At 48.2% G+C, this 24,423-nt stretch carries 19 protein-coding genes; 11 read left to right on the top strand and 8 right to left on the bottom strand.

Annotation, left to right across the window (positions count from 1 at the left end):
• The first annotated feature begins 78 nt into the window (after window positions 1–78).
• The 4 genes from T433_RS0104175 (at window position 79) to T433_RS0104160 (ending at window position 2,804) form a co-directional block, all read left to right on the top strand.
• On the top strand, window positions 79–612 hold the full coding sequence (locus T433_RS0104175; RefSeq protein ID WP_027454972.1) for a hypothetical protein: 534 nt from the start codon (window positions 79–81) through the stop codon (window positions 610–612).
• Window positions 613–925: 313 nt separating this feature from the next.
• Complete coding sequence (locus T433_RS0104170) at window positions 926–1,321, top strand: DUF3127 domain-containing protein (protein WP_027454971.1); 396 nt, start codon at window positions 926–928, stop codon at window positions 1,319–1,321.
• Window positions 1,322–1,335: 14 nt separating this feature from the next.
• Window positions 1,336–2,145 carry a tetratricopeptide repeat protein gene (locus T433_RS0104165; RefSeq protein WP_027454970.1) on the top strand — a complete coding sequence of 270 codons (810 nt, stop codon included), beginning with the start codon at window positions 1,336–1,338 and terminating at the stop codon, window positions 2,143–2,145.
• The gene (locus T433_RS0104160; RefSeq protein WP_044109202.1) at window positions 2,142–2,804 is read left to right on the top strand and encodes a glycoside hydrolase family 25 protein; all 663 of its coding nucleotides are present in this window, start codon (window positions 2,142–2,144) and stop codon (window positions 2,802–2,804) included. Before T433_RS0104165 ends, T433_RS0104160 begins: the two co-directional genes overlap by 4 nt.
• A gap of 54 nt (window positions 2,805–2,858) precedes the next feature.
• Here T433_RS0104160 and T433_RS0104155 read toward each other — a convergent pair whose 3' ends face one another.
• From T433_RS0104155 to T433_RS0104125, 7 genes are all read right to left on the bottom strand, one after another.
• Entirely contained in the window at window positions 2,859–4,181 is a 1,323-nt protein-coding gene (locus tag T433_RS0104155) for a plasmid recombination protein (protein WP_044109201.1), read from the bottom strand.
• Window positions 4,182–4,515: 334 nt separating this feature from the next.
• Window positions 4,516–5,196 carry a DUF6371 domain-containing protein gene (locus T433_RS0104150; protein WP_027454967.1) on the bottom strand — a complete coding sequence of 227 codons (681 nt, stop codon included), beginning with the start codon at window positions 5,194–5,196 and terminating at the stop codon, window positions 4,516–4,518.
• Window positions 5,197–5,266: 70 nt separating this feature from the next.
• On the bottom strand, window positions 5,267–6,208 hold the full coding sequence (locus T433_RS0104145; protein WP_044109200.1) for an AAA family ATPase: 942 nt from the start codon (window positions 6,206–6,208) through the stop codon (window positions 5,267–5,269).
• Window positions 6,209–6,213: 5 nt separating this feature from the next.
• Window positions 6,214–6,486 carry a helix-turn-helix domain-containing protein gene (locus tag T433_RS0104140; RefSeq protein ID WP_027454965.1) on the bottom strand — a complete coding sequence of 91 codons (273 nt, stop codon included), beginning with the start codon at window positions 6,484–6,486 and terminating at the stop codon, window positions 6,214–6,216.
• 268 nt (window positions 6,487–6,754) lie between these two features.
• Window positions 6,755–7,708 carry a DUF6043 family protein gene (locus T433_RS0104135; protein ID WP_027454964.1) on the bottom strand — a complete coding sequence of 318 codons (954 nt, stop codon included), beginning with the start codon at window positions 7,706–7,708 and terminating at the stop codon, window positions 6,755–6,757.
• Window positions 7,709–7,719: 11 nt separating this feature from the next.
• The gene (locus tag T433_RS0104130; RefSeq protein WP_027454963.1) at window positions 7,720–8,883 is read right to left on the bottom strand and encodes a PDDEXK nuclease domain-containing protein; all 1,164 of its coding nucleotides are present in this window, start codon (window positions 8,881–8,883) and stop codon (window positions 7,720–7,722) included.
• A gap of 74 nt (window positions 8,884–8,957) precedes the next feature.
• Complete coding sequence (locus tag T433_RS0104125) at window positions 8,958–10,457, bottom strand: tyrosine-type recombinase/integrase (RefSeq protein ID WP_027454962.1); 1,500 nt, start codon at window positions 10,455–10,457, stop codon at window positions 8,958–8,960.
• A gap of 166 nt (window positions 10,458–10,623) precedes the next feature.
• Here T433_RS0104125 and T433_RS0104120 point away from each other — a divergent pair, with 166 nt between their 5' ends.
• Complete coding sequence (locus tag T433_RS0104120; RefSeq protein ID WP_211249743.1) at window positions 10,624–11,625, top strand: DUF3667 domain-containing protein; 1,002 nt, start codon at window positions 10,624–10,626, stop codon at window positions 11,623–11,625.
• A gap of 433 nt (window positions 11,626–12,058) precedes the next feature.
• Here the strand turns inward: T433_RS0104120 and T433_RS0104115 are convergent, their stop codons facing one another.
• Window positions 12,059–12,787 carry a GntR family transcriptional regulator gene (locus T433_RS0104115; protein WP_027454960.1) on the bottom strand — a complete coding sequence of 243 codons (729 nt, stop codon included), beginning with the start codon at window positions 12,785–12,787 and terminating at the stop codon, window positions 12,059–12,061.
• A 167-nt stretch (window positions 12,788–12,954) separates the two neighbouring features.
• On the opposite strand from T433_RS0104115, the gene T433_RS0104110 reads away from it, so the two are divergent.
• The 6 genes from T433_RS0104110 to T433_RS14575 all read left to right on the top strand — a co-directional run bounded on the left by T433_RS0104110 (window position 12,955) and on the right by T433_RS14575 (window position 24,378).
• Window positions 12,955–14,676 (top strand): class I mannose-6-phosphate isomerase, encoded by a 1,722-nt coding sequence (locus T433_RS0104110; RefSeq protein ID WP_027454959.1) that lies wholly within the window; start codon window positions 12,955–12,957, stop codon window positions 14,674–14,676.
• Between the two features lie 284 nt (window positions 14,677–14,960).
• Window positions 14,961–17,909 (top strand): SusC/RagA family TonB-linked outer membrane protein, encoded by a 2,949-nt coding sequence (locus T433_RS0104105; protein ID WP_428837371.1) that lies wholly within the window; start codon window positions 14,961–14,963, stop codon window positions 17,907–17,909.
• A gap of 13 nt (window positions 17,910–17,922) precedes the next feature.
• Window positions 17,923–19,524 (top strand): RagB/SusD family nutrient uptake outer membrane protein, encoded by a 1,602-nt coding sequence (locus T433_RS0104100; protein WP_027454957.1) that lies wholly within the window; start codon window positions 17,923–17,925, stop codon window positions 19,522–19,524.
• A gap of 48 nt (window positions 19,525–19,572) precedes the next feature.
• On the top strand, window positions 19,573–20,700 hold the full coding sequence (locus T433_RS0104095) for a SusE domain-containing protein (protein WP_027454956.1): 1,128 nt from the start codon (window positions 19,573–19,575) through the stop codon (window positions 20,698–20,700).
• Window positions 20,701–20,748: 48 nt separating this feature from the next.
• Complete coding sequence (locus T433_RS0104090) at window positions 20,749–21,942, top strand: glycoside hydrolase family 76 protein (protein ID WP_231478014.1); 1,194 nt, start codon at window positions 20,749–20,751, stop codon at window positions 21,940–21,942.
• Window positions 21,943–21,984: 42 nt separating this feature from the next.
• The gene (locus tag T433_RS14575; RefSeq protein ID WP_044109198.1) at window positions 21,985–24,378 is read left to right on the top strand and encodes a GH92 family glycosyl hydrolase; all 2,394 of its coding nucleotides are present in this window, start codon (window positions 21,985–21,987) and stop codon (window positions 24,376–24,378) included.
• Window positions 24,379–24,423 lie beyond the last annotated feature (45 nt).

Raw genomic sequence — 24,423 nt, 5'->3', positions numbered from 1 at the left:
TGGAAAACGCTTGGTGAGTATTGTTTTTTGTCGTATCTTTGCCTCAACATTGCATTATTGAATAAAAGTATTGGTGTTATGGAGACAAAGGTTTATAGACGTTACGTATCTGTTATAAAGGTACACAGAGATTCTGAATTTCTCGGATATTATGCTGGTCGAGACAAGGACAACAAAGTACAGTATGACAAAAGATTGCTCAATGCTATGGTGATTAAAACAGCTAAAGGTGTAGAACACATTCTACATATTCTGAGCACATATTATAGCAGTGAGAACAAATTTACTCCGCTTGACGGAGAAGAAGCATTCACCACCATATATTATGATGAATATGATGAAGTTAATCCCAAGAAAGTCAACACATATAATACAATAAGGATAAAGAAAAAGGCTGAACTTCTGTCAGAACCAAGTTATTTGAGTAAGTTTGACAAGAAAGACTGGTCCTTCGAGAGTTCATTGAATATTGAGAAAGCAATCATGGTCGGCGAGTGTCATTCCGGAAAACTATTATACCATTTGACTCGCAAATATGGTAATGAATATGAATTCTATAAGGAGAGATTGTTCATTAGAAAAGATAGGGCATTGGTTTTATATGATGCTTAACTGACAAAGAAATGTTGATTATGGCAGAATACCTATTATATAAATGCAAGAAATGCGGATGGGAAATAGCTGCTCCGTCAGATGGGTCAGATATGTTAATGGATAGTATAGTGGCATACTTTGTGTGTCACGATTGCAAGAGTGTTTTTAGTCGCTATTATGACTTGGGTACCATCGTAGAGGGGCCTATATCATGTCCGAACTGCAAGGGCTTCAGTACTGAAAACTGGAAACCAGCAGACAAATGTCCTGAATGTGGTGGTGAACTTGAAAACCAAGGACTCTATTGTTTAGAAGATTAACGTGAATGAGTATGGAACTAACAGGAAGAATTATTGCCGTATTGGAGGCAAAGAGTGGGACATCATCAAAAACGGGCAATCCGTGGATGATGCAGGGGTATGTAATTGAGGTGCCTGGGCAATACCCAAGGCGTTGTGCTTTCACAGTGTTTGGCGAGGATAAGATTAAACAGTTGAATATCCAGAATGGTGAAGATCTTACCATTCAATTTGACATCGACGCGAGGGAATATAATGGACGCTGGTATAATGACTTCAGAGCATATAACGTAATCCGAGGTCTGCAGATTCCACAACCAGTGCAAATAGGGGGGACAACGCCTATTAGTGATTTGCCGTTTGATGCGCCAACATCGGATGTGGAAGATCCATTCAAGATGGATGATGGAAGTGAATTACCGTTCTGACAAAAGTGAAGGCTATGGAAGAAGTTTATAACAAAGAACAGTTCTATTGTGATCTGATTCATGACCGCTTGCTATCGTTCTATTATGAGAAACCGTTGAATACTTCTCACTTGAAACCCATTGAGGATATATTGTTCAATGGAAAGGAACTAACACCATTCAGCCACGAATTATTTACCTATCAGGAGGCAAGGAAATGCGTACTTGACTTCGATATCTATACAATGCAGGTAAATTACGAAGCTTTTCCTAACGTAGTAGATTTTCTGATGGACTGTTATCGTTATGCTGCACAAGAAGGGGTGATGGAAGCATATAATAATATAGGTGTGTACCTTGGAATGACAGACAGGATTGAGGAAGCAATTCCGTGGTTTGAAGGTGCAGCTGACGCTGGGCAAGTTTCTGGTTTGACGAACCTTATGGGCTATTATGGCTCAAGAGGGGATGCTGAAAGGCAATTCTATTATGTTGAGAAGCTTGCAGGAAAAGGTAATCCACTTGGCATGTATAATTGTGCATTAGCATATCACTTTGGTTATATGGGGCGTGAAAAGGATATTGATAAAGCAAAACAATTGTATCAGCGAATGATGTCGTTGATATTGAAAGACGACATGAAGGCGATAGAGTACGATAATTCTCTGAAAGTGAATTTGAAAACATGGGCCAACTATAATCTAGCAAAAGTTAGATTCTTGACAGAAAAGCATAGTTATGTGAACTTAAAAGATATATTAGACCTAATGGAGCATACACCCTATGTTTGTTTGGATCAACCAAGAAATACAGAATTGAGAGAAGAAATAAGGGGTATGTTATGAGAAGATGTTTACTATTTATTGTTGCTGTAACTTTGTTGGTACATGGATGGGGACAAGACAAGAAGCAAAATCCTTTTGGCATTGACGTGTCGCATCATAATGGGATAATTTGTTGGGAAAAAGTTCCAGATGTGGAGTTCGTCTATATCAAGGCAACTGAAGGAGCAACTTATGTGGATCCAATGTGCCAACGAAACATAAAAGGAGCCAGAGCAAAAAGGTTTCGAGTGGGAGCATATCACTATTTCAGAACAACAAGTTCAGTCCAAAAGCAATTTGAGAACTATAAGAAGCATGTTAAGAAGAATGATATAGACCTGATACCAATGGTGGACGTGGAGGAATGTAGGAAATGGTCAACTGTTCAATTCCAAGATAGTCTCATGCGATTCATCCAACTTGTCAAGTCTTACTATGGCAAGGCTCCAATGATTTACTCCGTTAATACTTTCTACAACAGATATTGCGCCCCAAGGTTTAATAATTTCCATCTTATGATTGGCCGGTACGGAAGTGACGAACCTTTTATTAAAGGCAAGGGAACATACACAATATGGCAGAAATCTCAAACGGGGAAGCTATCGGGAATACCAAAGAATGTAGACATTGACATTTTCCGTGAAGGAGTACAAATAGATGATGCCCTCTTAGCCAAGTAGTATAAACCTGCTGATAACCTTACCAGCTGGTTCTTTTTTTAAGTTTAGCCATACTTACATGTGGAATCCACGACTTCGGCTTTGCTGTTGTTCTTCTTTCATGTCATTAACGATATAGGAGAGCTGTCCTTTTACCCGCTCACATTCATTGGCTTTCAAAAAGGGGCGAGAGGCATTAAGCACCGTGTTTGCGGCTTCATCCTTATCTGTCTGACCGTTCATATAGCGCCTAACATCGCAATCCTGACGATAATTGAAACTGCGATAGCCAGCCTGAACATAATCGATAACTGCTTTTACTGCACCTCGAAGAAGTTCAGAGAGGGTTGACAGATAATGGCCAAGCCGTTCGCGATAATCATTGATGATGCTATCTTTTTGTCTGATGATCCTGTCTTTTTCCTGATTATCTTGCTGATGTTGAAATACCTCGCCTTTATACTTGGCCTGAAGTTCTTCGATTATCTTGTCCTTCTCTGCGAGTTGTTGGCTCTGTCTGTCTCGTTCAGCTTCCAAGGCTTGCTGATATTTCCGTTGTAGGGTCGCTTTTTGCTTTGGCAGTTCTTCTTTTAGTCGTTTGTTCTCTTTCTCCATGTCAGCATACTTACCCTTTCCAAAGAGGTTGGCCACACCAGACTTGATAGCATTGCCGTTCTCTGCGTTGAGTCTATCTCTCTTTTCGGCAATCTCGATATCCAGCTCGGCACATTGCTTTTTCTGCTGGAATAGGATAAAGTCATTATGCTCCAGGTGTTCGCGACCTGTTTTGGACTTTCGCTGGCCCCGTTCCATTTCCAATGTATCAGCTGCCATGTCTTGTAACTCTTCCATATCCTTCTTACCGAGTTTATAGGATTTGCCCGTGTCATGGTTCATCCAGTCCCAGATGATGTGTGCGTGAAGGTTCGGCTTCCATGTGGATGGATCGTCAGGGTTTTCGTAGTGGCCTTCGTCCCGATGGATGTGGATTTGGATAGCTCTTATGCCCCACCTCTCTTGTACTTTCTTTGTGTACTTCAAGAGATCATTCATTGTCGTGTCTGGCTTGATGTTGACAACACTCTCACGGATGGGGCTGCTGCCATTGCGTTCCTTCTGCTTGCCGTTCTTGCCAGTCACCATGATCTTCTTCTCTTGCATGGCTCGGCCTGTCTTCTGCTTCACCATCGCCTTGATAGCATCATAGTGCTGCTGGAGTGTGATCCCCTGCATGTCGGGTGCGACATACGATTCATTGTCCGGACTTAGATCGGTACGGACATACAATATTCGGGGATTGAGCGAGGCGATATATTCAGCATCCCGTCTGTTGTGACGTTCGCTCTGCTCAATGTTGCACGGCTTTACGTGGTCAGATGCTTTTGCTATTGTTTCCATATCAATTTACGATTTTATATTATTATGATTTTATGAAATTATATATTTCTACATTTTCCCATTGGGGTATCGGGGCGTAGCCCTGATTGGTGGGTGCAGGGAGAAAGTCACTTCCTGCTCAGGGTTCTTAGGGGCAGATGCCACTGAGCGGGGCGGTCAAGGGGGAGGGTCACCCCCTTGCGAGGTTCCATAGGGCAAGTAGCCCTTGGTAGGTTCTTAGGACAAAGTCCTGAGTCCCTCGGAAGAGCCCACTAACTACGAAAGCGTAGCGTGTAGTTATAGTGGGCTATATCAAGGGCAAGCCCTTCATCTCTCTCCGCACCCTCGTTACGGCTTACGGCACTTGCTGACTATGGATGAAGTCTATCAAATACTGGTTGATGTCGCAATGGGTAAAGCTGTCATCCACCTTAAACTTTTTGCCGAAGTGTTCTGACCAAAACTCATAACTGAAGTCATCAGGGAACAGGATTACTTGTCGGCCCATGAGTTTTTTCATCATCCCGTCCGTCAGATTATTGCCGACACCTACTGCCAACCATTCGATTTCAGGATAGGCCAACTTGCCAAGCAGGGCAGTCTTCTCTTCTTGAACAATGACAGCCTGTCTGCCATACAACAGGTGTTCACCAAAGAACACGTCAGGGTCAACATAATAGTCGAAGGCATACCAAGAATAGAGATGATTGACAAGTGCATCATGATTGAGGATTGATCCGTCATCTACATTGAAGTGTAAGACATTACCTCCAACAATCATACCCTTGCGGTTAATCCGAGGCAGCACAGTGCCATAATGCTCCCCCTTCACTTCATCAGTCGCTCCCAACCGATAACGCATGACAAGATGATCAATCCTGTTTTGCATCTTCGGGCTGTCTCCTAGCACGCTGTCCAGATAGTCGGTCAAGGAGGAATGCCAGGTAACAAAGCTGTCTTTTGGAATCTCTATGAGAGACCTTTGATAGGCTGGAGCCTTGGTTGCGAGTATCTGTTTCAATTCTTGTTTATCCATTTCTTTATTCAATTTATGCAGATTATGCAATTATGCAGCATGAATAATGTGAATAATGAATAATCTTGGATTACTCTTTTAGAAGTCTTGAAACCTTACTCTGCGAGATCCTGAGCTGTTCGGCAATGGCTGTCTGCGTCATCCCCTTGCCAGAGAGTTCCCTTACACGAATCTTCATCTCATCCCTATCGTTTCCACTCTCAATACTAAGGTGCTCCTGCTCTGTTCCAAAGCCACGACTGACAAAGCCAAGATTGCCATATTTATCCTTGCAACGCTCATAGATAGCCACATGGTCAGCGCCCATCGTCAACTCACCATTTCGCCACTTGCACTGTTTGACATAAACGAGGTTTGGGTCAATACTGGATTGTGCTATTCCTATAGCGTCATCAATGAGTTGGTTTATCTTGGCAGATCCCTGCATGGCCGAAAGGGAAAGAGGGACATTGCCTGAGAACATCTTGGGGACATGGTTGAGAACCACTAACGTCCAGTTGTATTTCTTCTTCAAGGTATTTAGCGATGCCATTAGTGTACCAGCATCAGCACTTCTGTCAAGCGACTGTCCCAGGGCGGTGATGTTGTCGATGAATACAACATCCACATTATTTTTTGCTCCCGCTTTCTCTATCCCTTTAAGTACATCCTCGTCAGGATGCTCCCTATCCATCTCAGCACGTAAGAAAGTGGGAGGGAAGTTGGCTGTTTCATAGCGATTACCAAGTTGGCGAGGCGTCATCTCGCAATCAACGTATAACAGTCGCTTACCATTTTCTGCGATATAGCGGGCTATCTGCATAGCGTAGATCGTCTTGCCGATACCGGACTGCCCGAAGATGATACAAAGATCACCTTCGAGCACGACTTCTGGATAAAGTGATATGAGCGGTGGCAGTTTGTGGGCCTCGTCAATGCACTTGTTCATCGGCTCAATTATGAACCCGCCTTCATTCACAGGCTCAGCCTCTTGGAGTTCCTTGAATGATTGTTTAATAATGTCCTTTTCCATCGCAATTAACCTTTCTTGATAAGTTCATCAATATCCTGCTTGGAGTATAGATTACGCCGTCCTACTTTATGGACCTTGATTTTGCCTGCTTTCTCCATTCTCCATAAAGTAGTAGGCGTAATGTGCAGGCGTGCACATGCCTCATCTCTGTCGTAATAAACATTGTCTTCAGTAACGCGTTGCTCTTTGAACACACCGTTACTAATCACCTCCTGAACCATTTCTGCAACGACCTCCTTGAGATCTTCCTTTTGCAACATAATAAAATTTCCTGTCATAAACGTATTTTTATTGGTTTAACGGCTGCAAAGGTCATGCGTGGAAAAGTGCTTGCAAGTGGCACGCAAAATAATAGCAAAGTTATCAAAAGCACGGAATCTGTTGTGTTTCAAGACTTTCCGTAAAAGCACTATCCCATAGCATCGTTAAATCTTAGGTCATTTGCGTGGAAATGCGTGGAAACGTGTTTGCATGGTATTGCATGAAATGAAAAATGGCGCATATTCGATGTGAATATACGCCGTTTTGCGTTGAAGAAGGCTGATACTATTTCTTGGTATCGTAGTCATCGAATAATGAGCTTAACTCATCCAACAACTCTTTATTATCTTTTTTCATGTTTGTTTCGTCTTTGTATTTCTTGCTGATGGTTTCGACTTTATAGTCGCATTCGGCAGCAATGTCTTCTATCCAGACCTCTTTCTGGTCATCTGGTAGCAAGTTGCGCAATCTCCACAAGATATGGTAAACCAATACCTTTTTGCCAGTACACTCTGCCAGTTTCTCCTTGTGGGGTTTCCTCATAATGATGCTTAATAGTTCATATTCAGAAGAGATATGCTTGAAGACCTTATTGTCATATTTATATAGTTCTGCAAAAAGATCCATGGGGAAAGCATATTCAGCTTCTTTGCCAGCATTATTGTCTGGCAAATCATCTGGTTGCACAGAGTTTTCCTCTTCTATATATGTGTCCTGAACTGCTGCATCATTCTCTTGTATCTCATCAAGGATACCAAGAAGTACATCCTTATTGGCCTCATGTTGTCTTCGAACGAATGTCCGCCAATCATCAATTGTCCGATAATGGAGTTGGATACTGGTTGTAACAATACTGTCCTTCACATCGCCAATCAGCTGCGTATAAAGACCTAACCTCTTCTGTTTTGCAATGCCATCCAATGTTAGAACAGCATCTTCAAAAGGGGCACCAGGTTTGAATGCCTTGTTGAATGCAGACAGCATAGCATCCTTACCGTTTTTGTCGGCAACATTGTAATAGTCTGCCATCTTCTGTGGGCCACCGTGGGTATTGATATACTGGAGGGTCTTGCTTATAGCGTGAATATCATAACGCTCAACAAGTTTTTGTATTTCATTCCTGATTCCTGGGTAGATATTCTCCAGAATGTCGTTAATTTCCTCAAGTTTTTTTGGATCTATTAGTCTGATGAGTTTCCATGACCTATAGAAAGCCCTCAGCTTTTGAATAAATTTCATAACGCCTGTTTCTACTTTAGCTCGTTCTCAATATCTTCGATTGAAGGGAGTGAACCTTTGAAGTCTTTAGGGAACACTTTTGATAGTTCATATTCAGAGATACCAAGTGGTTGGTTGAACCCCTCCAACGAATAACGAGCCATTACTTCATTCTTGCTCTTGCAAATGAGTAATCCTATCGTGTCATTATCGCCCTCTCTCTTCAATATGTGATTGGCACAGGAAACATAACCGCTCAATTGGCCAAGGAAAGAAGGCTCGAATTTCTGGGTCTTGACCTCCGTAATGATATAACTATGGATGTGGGTATTATAGAAAAGCATATCGCAATATAGTTCATCGCCTCCCACAACCATACGATACTCTTTTCCCATAAAGGCGAAGCCGTTCCCTAGTTCAAGTAGCAACTTCTGAATATTAGCCATCAATGCCTCCTTCAGCTCTGCCTCATCGTATTTCTCTCTCACTTGTGCATAATCAAATACATAGGGATCACGTGTCAGTTCCTGTGCAAGATCGCTTAATGGCGATGGCAACGTCTTGGTGAAATTTGTAATGGCCTTACCCTGCCGTTCATAGAGGTCTGTATCAAGGAAATTCAACAGGACATTCCGGCTCCATCCATTCTCAATGGTCTTTTGGGTAAAGAAGAGTGCTTTCTCTGGCTGGTTCATACACCTATTTATTATAAGGGTGTGGTGTCCCCAGGGAATACTAAAGATTGATTCTGCTAATTTTGCAACAACCTGTTGCAAAATCTGTGAGTCGCTAGAATTATCAGCGACTTGTGGCAATTTATCACGACCTGAATCAAGCGTTTTGAATTTTGCAACAACTTGTTGCAAAAACTCATTTCCACCTGCTTCTTGTGGCTGCTGGCTTATAAGAGGGCTGTAAAGAACATAAAAACTCTTCATGTAGGCCAGATTTCTTGGCGAGAAGCCCTTAACCCCAGGAAGCGAGTCCTTCAAATCGTTACTTAGATTGTTGAAGAATCCCGATCCATATTTGTTATCCATGCTGTTCTCTGCAATGTCTCTGCCCAGTGACCAGTAGAATCTTAACATCTCACTGTTTACCTTTACCGATGCTTTTATCTGGCTCTGGCGGAAACGCTGGCTGAGAGACTTAACCCACTCAGCATATTCATTATTCATATGTATAAGTTTGCTCATCTTTCTAAAATTTTGTGCAAAGTTAATCAATTTCTTGGAGAATATTGTTTATGCAGTGGCATTCCGTATCAGTTTTATGACTTATTTAATTTAGAGGCCGCTTTTATAATTCTTTTTCTCTCTTCAGCACTCAGCCCTTTCAGTATCTCCAGTATAACATCGTCTTCGCTCTTTAGACCATGTTCGTAGAGCAAGTAGGCATTGTATTCTGTCATCTTCTCATACGGGTAGGTGCCAATGTAGATTGACGTAATATCGCCTCCACCACTATGGCCCATGCTGTCGCTAATGTACTTATGTGGCACCTTTCCTGAGTTGTTCAGATTAGTGGCAAAACTATGTCTGGCCCATGTTGAGGTTGGTTCCTGATCCATTTTAAGAATTTCGGCCACTTTTGCCATATGCTTACCTATATATTTATTGTATCGCTGTATCGTCCACAACTCCGTTTCTGCTGGTATGCCTTCTTTCATGATCGGAAATACACGACTGCCCAATAGGGGAGGATTTGCGTATTTGTCCAGTATCTTTTTTATCTCTGGCGTGATGGGGAATATCACCTCACTGTCATCTTCACTGCGACCTTCCGTCTTGTGCCTTAAAAAACGGAATTGTTGACCATGCGTGGCGAAATACCACTCATCGTATTCCAGTCGTAGTGTATCTGCCAGATTCTGGCCGTCGCCAAGATACATGAACAAGAATAAGCCAAGATCACGAAACATAGCCTCCTTCTCTTGTGGATAGAATAGCTCTTTGCCATCATCATCCTTTGCTTCTCCTTTTTCCCAGAAGTCATATAGGCGCTTCATCGTAGGCACATCGAGAAATTCGTGTTTCCTGCTGTTCGACTTGTTGTAGCCACTGTCTTTGAACATTTCCTTCGTGTCGCCTTTGATCAGTCCCTCGTCTATACATACGTTGACTATTGCCCTGAAAGTCCTCAGACGGATGCCAATGGTAGAATCCCTCAGTTCCCGATTCTTCATCTTCTTCACCCATTTCATGATAAATGAGCGATTGATGTCGGCGAAAGACACGTTACTTCCCATGTCTTTGATAAAACTGTTCATCACATCTTTGTTGGTCTTTGCAGTGCCAAGGCTCGTCTCAGCCCTTTCCTCGATGTATTTCTCCCAGACAGAATAAATGGTCTTTCCTTCAGGAGCAAACCCTGTAAATCGCTCTTGTAGTTTGTTTAAACTGAATGATTCGTTATCAATCATCTCATTGATCATCTTCTCAACCCGTTGCATCAGAGTCTTTAGCTCCTTTCGTTCACCAGCTTTTTTGTTTCTTGCCTGTCTTTCGCATTCGCAAAGATCCATCCACTCATCCTTGGTATACTTCTTTCCAATACGCAGATAGATGGACTTGCCGTTATAGGCAACTCTGACAGCTACAGGCAGTGCTTGTGTGTCGTCATCGGTAGCTCGTCTGGTATCGAGTGCCAGTGTTCCGTATGCACTGCCATTAGAGGATGTAAACTTGGCAAGGCTCGATGAACCACGGCTGGAGTACTTCCTTGCCTCGGTTTTTGCCTCATCGGTGAAATTCGCGTTCTTTCTTTTCATATAAAAACCTCCTATTTAAAGGTGTTTTGACATCAATTCGGTGAAATTCAGGTGAAATTCGCGACCGAAAACTGGTGCAAAATTACGCAATTTCCTGCAAATGGCCAAATTTTTAAAGCTTTAATTTTCAGATATTTACGATTTCATGCAATTTTATGAAATGTATATGGATAAGATTCATAATCATGAGGTCGCCGGTTCAATCCCGGCTCCCGCTACAAGCAACGAGACTATAGGTCATCCTATCAGTCTCGTTTTTGTTTTTTCAACCCTAAAACAAGCTAACATGATTGACATCAAGAGAACGTGGACATACTTATCTGACAGCAAGAAGCGCCCCATCCTGCTTCGTACCTTTCGCATCTGGCAGCGTCGTCCACACCAGGTAAGACCCATCACAGCCGACATCCACCAGTGTTGCTCATGCGGCACCTCCTATCAAGGCAACTACTGTCCGCGCTGTGGACAGTCGGCCAGCATCGGTCGTTTCTCTTTCAAGAACGCCTTCCTGCTGTTTCTCGATGTGTGGGGCATCGGCAATCGCAGCATGTTCCGCACCATCCGCGACCTGATACTGCGCCCTGGCCACATGATCCACGACTACCTGCACGGCATGCAGTCGGCCTACTTCCCACCTTTCAAGATGTTCTTCCTGCTCACAGCACTCTCTTTCGTCGTAGAGCACGGCATCCACCTCACCGCCACCCCTTCTGCTCCGTCAGCCCCCGTCAAGTTCTCCGCCAACACTTCCGACGTCAACGAGATCATAATACAGAAAGCAGCGGAAGTATCAGACTTTCTTTACAGGCTCAGCGAAGCCAACCCCGCCATCTTTGCGCTGACGATGCTCGCTTTCTTCTCTATACCTTTATATTTATTATTCCGCCATTCTCCTCGCCTAGCCGACCTGAGATATGCCGAATTTGCCGTTGCCCTTGTTTATACCGCAAATGCATACACCATCTTTTCTATTGTCGGAGACATCACGCACGAGTCCGTCATCCAGTTTTTTGCCCTCGTGATGTTCGTCATCACCCTCAAGCAGTTCTCTGGTTGCACCGCCGCTCGCACCACCGCAAAAGTTCTCGCAGCGGCAGTCATCACCTGCATCGTCTTCATCACCCTCATTGCCATTGCCCTCATCATCGCTTCCGTCATCTATACATAGAGCACAGAAACTAGGGACAACGCTTTGAAAAAAGAACGGTTTACAAACAAAAAAACAGTGGTATTACAACCCTGAAGTAACGATTTTGCAACCTAAAAGCAACCCTTTCGCTCCACAATAGTGGCCGTTTTACCAAGCAATTCAGTAAGTATTGCACCTGAACTAGACTCTAGAAACACAAAATCTAAAGTCTAGATTCCATCATTCTAGAGTCTACGTACGTGCAATCTAGAGTCTAGAACTCACAATTCTAGAGTCTAGATTCAGACCAAAACAGTAACTATTGGAAGTCAAAAGCTATACTCTTATCTTTCCAAACAGAAAGAATACCCCATCCATTCAGCCCAAACCACAAAAAGAAACGCACGACTCCCCCCATTATTTCCTCCCCCTTGGGGAGGTCAGGAGGGGGTCCCCACATTATGTATGAACATTATCTCTCCGCTTCGATCCTATAAGTAAAGCTATCTGCTCTATAATAACCTATATTATATTCTACGGGTTTCCCATCCACATCATACACAAAACGCTTGCGCACCAGGATAGGATCCGTGGCATCTATTTCAAGTTTCTCAGCCAGTGCATCGCCTGCCAGACGTGCAGAGATTTCCTCCTTACTGGTCTTCACCACGATATCAAATTGCGTCTCGAGCAGTTCGTAAAGCGGTTTGGTAAAGTCCTCCTCGCCAGTCAGCGGAATATCAGGATTGAAATAAGACACAAAATAGACAAAGGGATACTCCTTGTTGCCCCTCAAGCGCTCCAATACCACGCAGCGACGGGGATTCTCATCTTCCAACTCGAAGAAGTTGGCAATCTCAGTATTGGGCAGTTTCAAGGAAATATGAAGTTCGAAGTTGCGGATCTGAATGCCCAGCATCTTCATCTCCTGCGAAAAACTCAACCAGTTTTTCACGCCGCCCACAATAGCCTTTTTCACTACACGTGTGCCAAAGCCCTTCTTTCGCACCAGTCTTCCTTCAAAGACAAGCTTATTGATGGCCTGACGCAGCGTATTCCTTGAGATATGCAATTGTTCAGACAATTCAACCTCACTGGGCAATAGCTTACCATTCTGATAAGCCTCATCCTCTATCAGTTCACGAAGCAGTTCCTCTGCCTGCACATGAAGCGGCTTGGTGCTTTTTGGATCTAATTTCATCTTTCTACAGTCCTTTTTACACTGCAAAGGTAGCCATTTTTCCGAAAAACACAAATAAACATCACTTTTATTTTAAAAAATGCAAATTTATTTTGTTAATTCAGCCCTTCATCATACTTTTGCACATAAATCAATATGTTCATACATATACACTAATAGTAGTAATAATGAGAAAAGCAAATTATGATAAGTTCCCCTCTACCAAATTCAGCGGAACTATCATACAAGGGTGGGACGCCATTTTGGCCCAACTAAAGCGTTCGATGCAAGGTCATGTGTTGTGCATTGACACATACACCGGCGTTTATGAAACCGAGATTATCAATGCCTTTTCTGGCATGGGCACCGTCATCAACACGCGTGACCTGATGAAGTCCGAGTCGGAGATCAGACAGATGACCGACTCTTTCATGACCGACGATGTGCTCTTCGGCTATGTCACCAACCTCAAGATGGCCGACTTCTTCTGTCAGGAGAAGTTGCAGGCAGTCAGCGAGCAACTGAGTACAACAACCGATACCATTATAATAATAGGTATTGGCGCATGTCAGTTGGCCACGGTCGATGCCCTGAAGGTCTATGTAGATATGGCTCGCTGGGAGATACAGCAGCGCTTCCGTCGCCATGAAGTGATGGCACTGGGCGTTGACAACCGCGATGATGCCGTCTCTATCCAGTACAAGCGCGGCCTGTTTATCGACTGGCGCGTGCTCGACAAGTACAAGGACAAGCTCTTCGACCGCATCGACTGGTGGATAGACACTAACGTGGCCGGCGAACCGAAGATGATAGACAAGGCCACGTTCTTCGACGGTATTGAGCGCACATCGCAGACACCCTTCCGCGTGGTGCCTTTCTTCGACCCAGCCCCCTGGGGTGGTCAGTGGATGAAAGAAGTCTGCGACCTCGACCGCAGCAAGGCCAACTTCGGTTGGTGTTTCGACTGTGTGCCCGAGGAAAACAGCTTGTTGTTCGAGGTCAACGGCATCCGCTTCGAGCTTCCCTCTGTTGACCTGGTATTGCTGAAGAGTCGCCAGCTGCTGGGCGAACCCGTTGAAGCCCGTTTTGGCAAGGACTTCCCCATCCGTTTCGACTTCCTCGACACGATGGGCGGCGGCAACCTCAGTCTGCAGGTACACCCCACCACACAGTTCATCCGCGAGAACTTTGGCATGTACTACACCCAGGACGAGAGCTACTACCTGCTGGATGCAGGCGAAAAGGCCGTTGTTTACCTGGGACTGAAAGAGGGCATCGACAAGGATGCCATGATTGCCGACCTGCGCAAAGCCCAAAAGGGCGGTTTTGTGTTCGATGCCGAGAAGTATGTCAACAAGATTCCCGCCAAGAAGCACGATCATTTCCTGATACCCGGCGGCACCGTCCATTGTTCCGGTTCCGAGAGCATGGTACTCGAAATCAGCTCTACGCCCAACATCTTTACCTTTAAGTTGTGGGACTGGCAGCGCCTGGGTCTCGACGGCAAACCCCGCCCCATCAACGTGGAGCGCGGCAAGGACGTCATCGACTGGGGGCGAGACACCAAGTATGTCTATGAACACCTGCGCAACCAGTTTGAGGTGGTAGCCGAAGGCGACGGTTGGGTAGAAGAGCGCACCGGCCTTCACCGCAACGAGTTTATTGAGACGCGCCGTCACACCTTCACCAAACCCGTTACCCACCACACCGACAACGGTGTCAACGTGTTCAACCTGCTGGAAGGCGAGGAAGCCATCATCGAGAGTCCCACCAACGCCTTTGAGCCCTTCGTGGTGCACTATGCCGAGACCTTTATCATCCCGGCCTGCGTAGGTGAATACACCATTCGCCCCTACGGACTAGCCGAGCACCAGCAGTGTGTCACTATCAAGGCCTACGTGCGTTGTTAGTGATGTCGTTCTCCACCTAAAAAATAGTTTCATCATTACAGTTAATTATAAGTAACCCAGGATGCAGGAGAGGCCGATCGCTTCTTTCTGCATCCAAGGTGAAGAACCCGCGCACAGCATCTTTTTCCAAGATGCCCCCTAAGCTTTAGCATAACCTCTTTGATATTAACTTATTAATAACTTAAAAACCTTATTTTATGAAAAGGACCAAGCAAACAAAAGAACAATTATGTAACTTGCTTGTAGGCAAACACCCGTTTGCATCACATCTATTAGCAGCCATCATGATTGTAGTAATGAATCTGGTTGGCATGACGGCATTTGCACAGACGAGAACTGTGACTGGCCATGTGACAGCCGAAGGCGAACCCGTGATTGGTGTCACCGTATTGGTGAAGGGCACCAGCAACGGTACCGTCACCGATCTTGACGGCAACTACTCTCTGCAAGCCCCAACGGGCAGTACTCTTGTTTTCTCGTATGTAGGTTACGAGACGCAGGAAGTAAAGATCAGCAACCAGCGCCAGATCGACGTCACCATGCAGTCGGGCATCCTGCTGAAGGATGTTGTGGTTGTGGGCTATGGCGTCCAGAAGAAAATCAACCTCACCGGTGCTGTTTCTTCCGTATCCACCGATGACTTGGCCGGTAAGCCCGTATCCAATGTTCTGGAGGCTATGCAGGGTACCGCCGCCGGTCTTATCATCCAGCAGGGTTCTTCCACTCCTGGTAGTGCACCTTCTATCAACATCCGTGGTCTGAACACCATGAACAACAACGACCCTCTGGTCATCATCGATGGTATCGAGGGTTCGCTGGCCAACCTCAACCCTAACGACATCGAGCAGATCTCCATCCTGAAGGACGCCTCTTCTACCGCCATCTACGGTTCGCGTGCTTCTAATGGTGTTGTGCTGGTCACCACTAAGAAGGGTAAGGCCGGTCGTGTAGAGGTGGCCTACGACTTCCTGATGGGTGTTCAGCAGCCCACACAGTTGGCCGACATTGCCGACTCGTGGAAGTATGCTGAGATGTACAACGAGGCTGCTGTCAACTCGGGCCGCTCTACTAAGTTCACCGCCGAGGACATCGCCAGATTCAGAAGCGAGGGTCCCAATGTCAACTGGATGGACGAGCTGTATAAGGAGTCTGCTCCTCAGAGCTCTCACAACCTGTCGGTCACTGGCGGCAATGCGCAGTTATCTTATCTGGCTTCACTGGGATATACCGACCAGGAAAGCATGTTCAAGGGCCCTGACTATGGTTACCAGCGCTACAACGCCCGTCTGAACGTGAGCCATAAGCTGAGCAACAACTTCACCCTGAACCTCACCTCACAGTATGCCCGCAACGATATCAAAGAGCACGCCTACTGGACAGACTGGATCATTGAGCAGGCCAACCGTATGCCACCAATCTATAATATCAAGAACGAGGATGGCACCTACACCTATCCCTCGGGCAGTAACTCTAACTCTCTGCAGCGCCTGGAAGAAGGAGGCTATCGCAAGAACGCCAACGAGGAGTTGTTGGGCACCCTGCAGGCCGAATGGGAGATTATCAAAGGCTTGAAACTCATCGGTAGCGTGGGCGGACGTGTGTGGAACAACCACATGCACGAGAACCGCAAGGCCTTCGAGGGCACTGGTGATGCAGAGAACAAGCTCACCGAGAACTTCTACCGCTCGAAGAACATCACCACCAACGTGATGAGCACCTACAACACCCAGATTGGCAAGCACGCCATCGGTGCCCTGCTGGGTTATACCTATGAAGGGTTTTCGGATCATAGCTTCAACACGGCCCGCATCACGCCCGACAGCAAGTACGACATCTTCGTAGGCGGTCAGAGCGGCAACGACGTCAGCAACAGCGGTGGTGCCGGCGACTGGTCTATCTATTCTGTCTTCGGACGTGCCACCTACAACTACGATGAGAAGTACCTCTTCGAGTTCAATATGCGTAACGACTACTCTTCCTACTTTGCCAAGGGCAACCGCTCGGGTCTCTTCCCTTCATTCTCTGCTGGCTGGCGCCTGTCTGAGGAGAAGTTCTGGGACTACGTAAAACCCTACGTGCAGTCCATGAAGGTGCGCGGTTCTTGGGGTCTGGTGGGCAACAACCGCATCGGTGCCTACCAGTACATGCAGACCGTGTCGGTGACCAACGGCATCTCTTTTGGCAATAAACTGGCACAGACGGCCTATTTCGCATCTGCCAACCCCGACATCAAGTGGGAGACCACCCGCATGCTGAACCTTGGTATTGAGATGGGCATTCTCAACGACAACCTGAAACTGACGTTCGATATCTTCAACAACCGCACGAAGGATATCCTGGTTAACCTGCCCGTGCCCGGATTGTTTGGCAATGGTGCTCCTATCCAGAATGCCGGCGAGGTTGAGACCCGTGGTTGGGAACTCTCGCTGGACTATCACTTCGCTACCGGTCCCGTGCAGCATCACATCGCCGGCAACATCTCCGACAGCTACAATGAGGTGGTCAACACCCATGGCGAAGAGATCATCGGCGGATATGATGTAAACACCATCATCAAGGAGGGTTATCCCCTGTATTCTTACTATGCCTACAAGTCGGACGGTTTCTTCCAGAACGAGGAGGAGTGCGCCAAAGGTCCTCACCTCGAGGGCATCACGCCTAAACCCGGTGACATCCGTTATGTAGATAAGAATGGTGATAATGTGATCAAGCCCGATGATGACCGTTTCGTGGTAGGCAACAGCTTCCCCCGCTACACCTTCGGCTTCACCTATGGTGCCACGTATAAAGGTTTTGACTTCTCTATGATGTGGCAGGGTGTGGGCAAGCGCAACCACTGGATGCGCGGTGAGTCGGTAGAGGCTTTCCACAACAACAACGAGGGTCCTGTGATGAACTTCCATCTGGACCGCTGGACGCCCACCAACACCAACGCCTCTTATCCCCGTCTGACCATGGGTGCCGAGTCGGCCAACAACGCCGCTAAGTCTGACTTCTGGATTCAGGACACCAAGTACCTGCGTCTGAAGAACGTGCAGATCGGCTATACCTTCTCTGACAAACTGTTGAAGCACACCTTCATCAACCACCTCAGAGTGTTTGCCACCGTTCAGAACCCATTGACCTTCACCAAGATGAAGGGCGGTTGGGATCCCGAATACAACGCCGACGGCAGTGGTCGTGCTTATCCCGTTGCCCGCGTTTACTCATTTGGTCTTAATGTTAAATTCTAAAATCCGTAAAACAATGAAATACACCATCAAACATATCGTGTTCATGGCGTCCATAGCCATGGTTAATGCCTCGTGCATTGACTTGGACACTGCACCATACGACAGAGAGACAGACCTGACTTTCTGGAAAGACAACAAGAATGCGGCCATCGCCGCGCTCAACACCTGCTACACGCAACTTTCCAGCATGGATGAGCAACTTTACGCCGAGTGCATGTCGGATAATGCCTATACCAAGCAGCCCAACGACTACACGCAGAACATCGGCAATGGCTCGTTCTCTACCGCCGACCGCTATGTGGCTGCCATCTGGGACGGGCGCTACTCTGCCATCCGCAGTTGCAACCAACTGTTGGACAACATCGACAAGGTGTCATCCTTGACACCCGAACTGAAGCAGCGCTATATTGCCGAGGCCAAGACCATCCGTGCCTATCACTTCTACGAGCTCTACACGCGTTTTGGCGCTATTCCTTACCCCGAGCACGTCATCAGTATCGCTGAGAGTCAGACCATGAAGCGCACTCCACGCGAGACCGTTGTCAACAACATCGTGACTGACCTCAAGGAGGTTATCGAGAGCAACAGCCTGCCCGCCAGCTACGATGCCGACAACAAAGGTCGCATCACCAGCGGCGCTGCCAAAGCCATCCTGGCCAAAGTCTATCTGTTCGAAGGTCAGTGGGACAAGGTGGAACAACTCACTCAGGACATCATCAATACGAAGACCTACCAGTTGTTCCCCAGCTATGCAGGTCTGTTTGAGGTAGCCAACGAAGGCAACTGCGAGGTGATCCTCGACGTGCAATATGCTCCTTCTACCCGTGAACAGGGCACGCAGTACAGTTTTCTGCCTCCCAGCCTCGGTGGATATTCACAGCTTTCGCCCCTGCAGGAACTGGTTGACAGCTACCTCATGAACAACGGTAAGGCCACCGACGAGGCTGGCTCGGGCTTTAATCCCGCCAAGCCCTATGAGAACCGTGATCCCCGCCTGGCTGCCACGGTCATGTACACTGGCAACAGCTACAAGATGGCCGATGGCTCAGAGGTCACCATCAATTGCGAGAAAGGAGCCGACAAAGACGGCTACGGCTTCAGTTCCGACTGCTCTGCCACTGGTTTCTACGTCAAGAAGTATTGGGACAACCAGTATCGCTCTTCAGTAGGCACATCAAGCCTCAACACCATCCTGATTCGCTATGCCGACATCCTGTTGATGAATGCCGAGGCTCACGCAGAACTTGGCACACTCAACGAGACCGTATGGAACAACACCATCGGTGCAATCCGCAGCCGTGCTGGTTTCACTGCTGATGGTACAGCCTTCCCCACTGCCTCCAAGGACGAGCTGATCAACATCGTGCGCCAAGAGCGTCGATCTGAATTGGCCATGGAGGGTCTCCGCTATAAGGACATTATCCGCTGGAAGATTGCCGAGAACGTGCTCAACGGCTGGTGCCACGGTCTTCAGACAGGCGACATTGTGGGTGCCGACAATGGTTTCATCCGCGTAGAACAGCGTAAGTTCGACGCCAAGAAGCACTACCTATGGCCCATCCCACAGAAAGAGAGAGACCTGAACAAAAACCTGGATCAGAATCCTAATTGGTAGTGATTAATTAACTGGAATTTTTAAAAGGAAGAATAAAATAAAAAATCTATGAAAAAGATATTTCTTGCTGGCGCTCTCCTGCTTGCCTTGGTGAGCTGTCAGGAATCCTACGAGCTGAACACCGACTTCACGGTTCCCACCGAACTCAGTGGTCCTTCCGACCTCGTATTAGATGTCACTTCACCTACCCCCGTCGAACTGTCGTGGACGGGTGGCGGCGCTGCCGATGGCGGCATCGTGCTCTACGAGGTGCTTTTCGACAAGCAGGGAGGCGACTTCACCAATCCTTTGGCCGTCATGAAGAGCGACCAAGGCGCCCTGCCCACCCTCACGCTGACACAGGCTGCCATCAACACGATGGCACGCAACGCCGGCATCAAGCCTGAAGCCACCGGCACCCTACTCTGGACCGTCAGAGCGTCTAAGGGTGGCAACGTCAAGACCTGTCAGCAGGTGGGACATCTCACCGTGACACGTGGTGAAGGCATCGACAACATCCCCACCAAACTGTACCTCTATGGCTCTGCTGCCGAGGCTGAGGGTCAGGCTTTCCGCACCGTCGAAGAGGGTGTTTACCAGATCTTCACCCAACTGAAGGATGGTGCCATCTACTTCAAGTCGGGCACTACGGATGATGCCTTTGCCTACTACATCGACACCACCGGCAAACTGAAAGAAGGTTCCTCTACCACCGCAGCCAATGCCTCTACCGGGGTTTCGCGCATCACAGTGGACTTCAACACCATGAGCATGAAGGTGGACGCCATCGGTTCGCAGGTGCGCTGCATCTGGGGTGCTACGTTCAACAACATCGCCGTGCTCGACTATATCGGCAACGGCCGCTTCCAGGGCGAAGGCGACATTGTCTTCATCGACCAGTCGCGTCCCGACACCAATCCACCAAGCTGGTTGAGCTGGACCGAAGAGCGCTACTACTTCATTGCCAACGTCAATGGCGGCGATATGTGCTGGGGGCGTCATGACAGCGTCAGCCCCGAACGTCCCGTTGGTGGCGAGGATCCCTCGTTCTACTCACTCTATGAGTTCGGCTGGAGTCAGTGGGATCACCTGTGGAAGATGTCTGGCAGCCTGGACTACAAGCATGCCACCATCACCATCGAGACCAACAAGGATAACCTGTTTATGCACACATTTACAAACATCACATCTATCTAAACACGCAGCAATATGTTGAGAATCAAGGTCCTGTTAGTGACTTTAACAATGGTATTAGTTTCCTGCGGTGGATCAGGCGTGGAGGAGTTCACTCCTCCCGCCTCTCCATCCGTTCCCGACGAGCCCGCAGAGAAGATTGTCTATCACGAACGTGCCAAAGAGCTGTTCGACCTCATCAACCAGTATTATCAGGTGAAGAACGGTCCCACCAGTGGACTCTACAACGAGAACTATCCCAAGGCCGCTGGCGACCTGTCGGCCTCGTTCCTCTGGCCCTACGACGGACTGGTTTCGGCTGCAGCCAACCTCTATGCTTTGGGCTACGACATCGACTACAAGAGCATGGTTGACAAGTTTGAATGCTACTGGCGCACCTCTGGCGATGTCAACATCGGCGGCTACGGCTCTCAGACCAATGGCGTGAGCGGTGGCGGCACGCGCTACTACGACGACAACTCTATTGTGGGTATCGACTTGGTACATGCCTATAAGTTGACGGGCGACAAGATCTATCTGGAGCGCGCCAAGCGCATCGTCAGTTTCCTGAAGTCGGGCGAGGACAATGTCCATGGAGGTGCCATGTGGTGGAACGAATCACAGAAGAACCAGGCTGGTGTGGGCGACTCCAACAAGCCGGCCTGTGCCAATGGCTTCGGCACACTGTTCTTGTTGGAATACTACAGTGTTTGCACGTCAGAAGAGAAAGCCGACGTTTTGAGCTTTGCCAAACGACTCTACAATTGGCTCTACACAAACCTGCGCGACCCTGAGGACAACAACTACTGGAACGACAAACAGGCCACGGGGGCTATCAACAAGACCAAGTGGACCTACAACACCGGTGCCATGATCTCTAATGGCGTGCGCCTCTACCAGATCACTGGCGACGAGAAGTACCTCAACCATGCCAAAGCATCGGCCGAGGGGGCCTATAATTACTTCGTACGTCCAGCCAATGGTATGGCACTGGCCTATCCTGCCAACGACCCTTGGTTCACCATCAAGCTCATCAACGCATTCGTCGATATCCGTCCCTATTACAAGACCGCTCAGAACTATATCGACACCTTTATCAACTTCACCGACCATGCCTACGAGAAGGCACGCAACCAGACAGGCTTCTTCTACGAAGACTGGACCGGCGGTTCGCCCAAGCGCATTGAGAGTCTGCTCATGCAGGCTGCTGCGCTCGACGGTCTGAGCCTCATCGCACTCTACAAAGGTGAGGTGGTAGGACAATAAAGACATCGAAAAACCGATATAAGTATATATAGTATAGTAATAATGAGAAAAATCAGATTCATCTTTGGCATTCTGTCGATTGCCTGTCTGACAGGCTGTTCTACACAGCAGAAGTCGCAACTCGACACCACCTTGTTAGGCTACGTCAAACCCAACCTGGGCACCGTCCACAGCCGTTGGTTCTTCTACACCCCCGCTGCCGAACCCTTCGGCTTGGCCAAGCTGAGTGCCTCAACCAATGGCACCTACGGCAACAATCAGGGCTGGGAGGCCGTGGGCTATGAGGACGGGCACACCTCTATCGACGGTTTTCCCTGTCTGCACGAGTTTCAGGTGGGCGGCATCGCACTGATGCCCGTCACGGGTACGGTCAAGACCATTCCAGGCAAGATGGAAACGCCCGACGAAGGTTTCCGTTCACGTTTCGACAAGGTTGACGAGAGCGCCCATCCCGGCTACTACTCCGTCTTGTTGAAAGACTATCAAGTACGTGCCGAGCTCACTGCCACCGCCCGTGTGGGCTTCCAGCGCTACACGTTCCCAGCTTCCGAGCAGTCGCACATCCTGTTCAACATCGGCAACCGCCAAGGTGAGAGCGGAGCCGTCAAGGATGCCTATATCCGTCAGGTGGACGACAAGACCATCGAGGGCTTTGTCATCACCGAGCCCGAATATGTTAAGAAGTATCAGGCTGGTGCCACTGTGTCGATGTATTTCTATGCCGTGCTCGACAAAGCCCCTGCCTCGGTAGAAGTATTCCACCAGGGAGGTCAGCTTCAGAGTGGCACCGAAATACACGGTCCAGGTGCCATCATGAGTCTGAACTACGCCACCAAGCAGAACGAGCAGGTGACTGTGAAGATAGGTCTTTCCTATACCTCTATCGCCAATGCCAAACTGAACCTGCAGACCGAGGCAAAGCAGCTGACCTTCGACCAAGCGCTGGCCGCCACCACCAAGAAGTGGCATCAGGCTCTGAACCGCATCAAGGTGTCGGGCGGCAGCGAAGAGAACAAAGTCAAGTTCTATACTGGTCTCTACCACGTATTGCTGGGTCGCGGTCTGGCCAACGACGTCAATGGTGCCTATCCCAAGAACGACGGCACCGTGGGCACCCTTCCCAAGGACAAAAACGGCAAACCTGCCTTCAACTTTTATAATACCGACGCCATCTGGGGTGGCTACTGGAACCTCACACCACTGTGGGCGATGGTCTTTCCCGAGTACTACAACGACTGGGTGAACAGTCAGTTGCGCATCTATCAGGATGCCGGCTGGTTGGGCGACGGCGTTGCCAACAGCAAGTACGTCTCTGGCGTAGGAACCAACATGACCAGCATTGCCATTGCCGGTGCTTATAATAGCGGCATCCGCGACTTCGACATTGCCACGGCCTATGAGGCAGCCTTGAAAAACGAGTTGGGTGCCGACCACCGTATCGAGGGTGCAGGCAAGATGGACGTAGGCCAGTTTGTGGCCAAAGGTTATGTGCCTTTCGACGACAGTGTCTTCTATGGCACCCACGCCGGTGGCTCACAGTTCTCTGTGTCTCACACGCTTGAATATAGTTTCAGCGCCTATGCCGTGGCACAACTGGCCAAGGCACTAGGCAAGGAGGCCGACTACCAGAAGCTGATGTCACTGTCTGACGGTTGGGCCAAGGTGTTCGACGATGATCTGAAGATGGTTCGTCCACGCGTGGCAAATGGCGACTTTATCGACCATTTCAATCCGCTAGAGTCATGGCGCGGTTTCCAGGAGGGCAACGCCTTCCAGTACACCTTCTTTGTACCCCAGAACCCCGAAGGGCTGGTGACCCGTGTAGGCAAGGACATGTTCAACCATCGTCTTGACTCTATTTTCACCGTGGCCCGCAAGACCGTCTTTGGTGGCGGTAAGGTGACCAACGCCTTCTCGGGCGTATCGAGTCCCTACAACCATGGCAACCAGCCCAGCCTACACATCCCTTGGTTGTTCAACTTCTCGGGTAAGCCCTACCTCACCCAGAAGTGGACACGCCTCATCTGCGAGGAGTTCTACGGCACCACCGGCGAACATGGCTATGGCTATGGTCAGGACGAAGACCAGGGACAGTTGGGTGCATGGTTCGTCATGTCATCCATGGGCCTGTTCGACGTGCAAGGCGGTGCCTGTCAGCGTCCCACCTATCAGTTGGGCAGTCCGCTGTTCGACCGCATCGAGATACAGCTCAGCGACCGCTATGCCTCGGGCAAGACCTTCGTCATCGAGACCGAGGGCAACGGCAGCGATGCCTACTATGTACAGTCGGCTCAACTAAACGGCAAGCCCCTGAACCAGTGCTGGCTGTTCCGCGACGAACTCTACAAGGGAGGCACCCTGAAGTTCCAAATGGGATCAAAGCCCAATCAGACATGGGGCACCGCGGCACCCGTGCCATGTCCTCAGTTAAAATAACAGAACAAAAAAAAGAATTGGGAGTTGCTTGGCTTGTCCAAGAAC

Source organism: Xylanibacter brevis ATCC 19188, from assembly GCF_000621725.1.
Taxonomy (GTDB): domain Bacteria; phylum Bacteroidota; class Bacteroidia; order Bacteroidales; family Bacteroidaceae; genus Prevotella; species Prevotella brevis.
The sequence above is the reverse complement of the archived record's forward strand: the minus strand, read 5'-3'. Positions and strand labels throughout refer to the sequence as shown.

Bases quoted from the DNA above. Each gene is read 5' to 3' on its own strand.
- T433_RS0104175 (WP_027454972.1), top strand. From the start codon at position 79: ATGGAGACAAAGGTTTATAGACGTTACGTATCTGTTATAAAGGTACAC.
- T433_RS0104170 (WP_027454971.1), top strand. From the start codon at position 926: ATGGAACTAACAGGAAGAATTATTGCCGTATTGGAGGCAAAGAGTGGG.
- T433_RS0104165 (WP_027454970.1), top strand. From the start codon at position 1,336: ATGGAAGAAGTTTATAACAAAGAACAGTTCTATTGTGATCTGATTCAT.
- T433_RS0104160 (WP_044109202.1), top strand. From the start codon at position 2,142: ATGAGAAGATGTTTACTATTTATTGTTGCTGTAACTTTGTTGGTACAT.
- T433_RS0104155 (WP_044109201.1), bottom strand. From the start codon at position 4,181: ATGGAAACAATAGCAAAAGCATCTGACCACGTAAAGCCGTGCAACATT.
- T433_RS0104150 (WP_027454967.1), bottom strand. From the start codon at position 5,196: ATGGATAAACAAGAATTGAAACAGATACTCGCAACCAAGGCTCCAGCC.
- T433_RS0104145 (WP_044109200.1), bottom strand. From the start codon at position 6,208: ATGGAAAAGGACATTATTAAACAATCATTCAAGGAACTCCAAGAGGCT.
- T433_RS0104140 (WP_027454965.1), bottom strand. From the start codon at position 6,486: ATGACAGGAAATTTTATTATGTTGCAAAAGGAAGATCTCAAGGAGGTC.
- T433_RS0104135 (WP_027454964.1), bottom strand. From the start codon at position 7,708: ATGAAATTTATTCAAAAGCTGAGGGCTTTCTATAGGTCATGGAAACTC.
- T433_RS0104130 (WP_027454963.1), bottom strand. From the start codon at position 8,883: ATGAGCAAACTTATACATATGAATAATGAATATGCTGAGTGGGTTAAG.
- T433_RS0104125 (WP_027454962.1), bottom strand. From the start codon at position 10,457: ATGAAAAGAAAGAACGCGAATTTCACCGATGAGGCAAAAACCGAGGCA.
- T433_RS0104120 (WP_211249743.1), top strand. From the start codon at position 10,624: ATGGATAAGATTCATAATCATGAGGTCGCCGGTTCAATCCCGGCTCCC.
- T433_RS0104115 (WP_027454960.1), bottom strand. From the start codon at position 12,787: ATGAAATTAGATCCAAAAAGCACCAAGCCGCTTCATGTGCAGGCAGAG.
- T433_RS0104110 (WP_027454959.1), top strand. From the start codon at position 12,955: ATGAGAAAAGCAAATTATGATAAGTTCCCCTCTACCAAATTCAGCGGA.
- T433_RS0104105 (WP_428837371.1), top strand. From the start codon at position 14,961: ATGATTGTAGTAATGAATCTGGTTGGCATGACGGCATTTGCACAGACG.
- T433_RS0104100 (WP_027454957.1), top strand. From the start codon at position 17,923: ATGAAATACACCATCAAACATATCGTGTTCATGGCGTCCATAGCCATG.
- T433_RS0104095 (WP_027454956.1), top strand. From the start codon at position 19,573: ATGAAAAAGATATTTCTTGCTGGCGCTCTCCTGCTTGCCTTGGTGAGC.
- T433_RS0104090 (WP_231478014.1), top strand. From the start codon at position 20,749: ATGGTATTAGTTTCCTGCGGTGGATCAGGCGTGGAGGAGTTCACTCCT.
- T433_RS14575 (WP_044109198.1), top strand. From the start codon at position 21,985: ATGAGAAAAATCAGATTCATCTTTGGCATTCTGTCGATTGCCTGTCTG.